The organism is Methyloversatilis sp., assembly GCF_030696805.1.
Lineage (GTDB): Bacteria > Pseudomonadota > Gammaproteobacteria > Burkholderiales > Rhodocyclaceae > Methyloversatilis.
Genome location: NZ_JAUYRO010000061.1, coordinates 1 through 1134, shown reverse-complemented (window position 1 = coordinate 1134; position 1134 = coordinate 1). Strand labels below are relative to the sequence as shown.

The window sequence follows — 1134 nt, the reverse complement described above, 5'->3', positions numbered from 1 at the left end:
GCAGAGCCGACGCGTGCCGCGCAAGTCCGGCATCGGTGAGGCGATCCAGTACGCGCTCAACCACTGGCAGGCGCTGGTGCGCTACGCCGGCGACGGGCGCATCGAGATCGACAACAACGCGGCCGAACGCGCGCTGCGAGGTGTCGCCCTCGGGCGCAAGAACTATCTGTTCGCAGGCTCCGACGCCGGAGGTGAGCGCGCAGCGGCGATCTACAGCCTGATCGGCTCGGCCAAGATGAATGGGCTGGACCCGGAGGCCTATCTGCGCGAAGTGCTCGCACGCATTGCCGATCACCCGATCAATCGCATCGAGGATCTGCTGCCCTGGAATCTGGACATGACCGCAGTTGTCTCGATGCGAGAGGTCGCCTGAACATGGGAAATGTGGTGGCGCTGAAGAAGGCGCGGGCGGCTCCTCATCTGCTGCAGTTGAAGATAGAACTCGCCGGAATCCGGCCACTGATCTGGCGCCGCGTTGTACTGCCGGAGACGGTCACGCTGCCCAAGCTGCATCAGGTCATCCAGGTCGTGATGGGGTGGCAGGATTGTCACCTGCACGAGTTCGAAATTGCCGGCGAGCGATACGGCATCCCTGACCCCGACTACGACCTCGTTGACCCGCTCAGCAACGAACAGCGGGTGCGCCTGGCCAGCGCGCTGGGTGCTGCACGTTCATTTAGCTATCTCTACGACTACGGTGACAACTGGATTCACCGCATCAAGGTCGAACGCCGCATCGAACCCGATCCGCTGTTTGACACCGCACTGTGCGTGACCGGCGCCAATGCAGCACCGCCCGACGACGTCGGTGGCGCCCACGGCTACGCCGTATTTGTCGACGCCATCACCGACCCGCGACATCCCGAACATCAAGCCATGCTCGACTGGTTCGGCTCAACCTTCGACCCCGCTGCCTTCGACATCGCCGAAGTCGATCGACGACTCGCAAAGATCAAACTCTGACCGTCAACACGGTGTCGGTCGGACGCTTACGAACTGTATCGAAATCGTCAATCCGCAGAGTAGCAGTGAAGACGATACCCTGATCCGGATGATGAAAGCGTTGCAGGCGCTGCGTGGCATCCGGCATGAAGTCGTGCCGCTGTCGTTGGTCGGGTTGAATGCCGAGGAGGA

3 protein-coding genes are annotated in these 1134 nt (G+C 62.1%); 2 read left to right on the top strand and 1 reads right to left on the bottom strand.

Going from position 1 to position 1134, the window contains the following annotated elements:
- Together Q8R75_RS11390 and Q8R75_RS11385 are read left to right on the top strand one after the other, a co-directional pair.
- On the top strand, positions 1-373 hold a 373-nt coding region (locus Q8R75_RS11390), incomplete at its 5' end, for a transposase (protein WP_305663664.1).
- A 2-nt stretch (positions 374-375) separates the two neighbouring features.
- Complete coding sequence (locus Q8R75_RS11385; RefSeq protein ID WP_252648859.1) at positions 376-963, top strand: plasmid pRiA4b ORF-3 family protein; 588 nt, start codon at positions 376-378, stop codon at positions 961-963.
- Here the strand turns inward: Q8R75_RS11385 and Q8R75_RS11380 are convergent.
- Positions 953-1134, bottom strand: a 182-nt coding sequence (locus tag Q8R75_RS11380) for a hypothetical protein (protein ID WP_305663663.1), incomplete at its 5' end; no start/stop codon positions are given. The genes Q8R75_RS11385 and Q8R75_RS11380 overlap by 11 nt on opposite strands.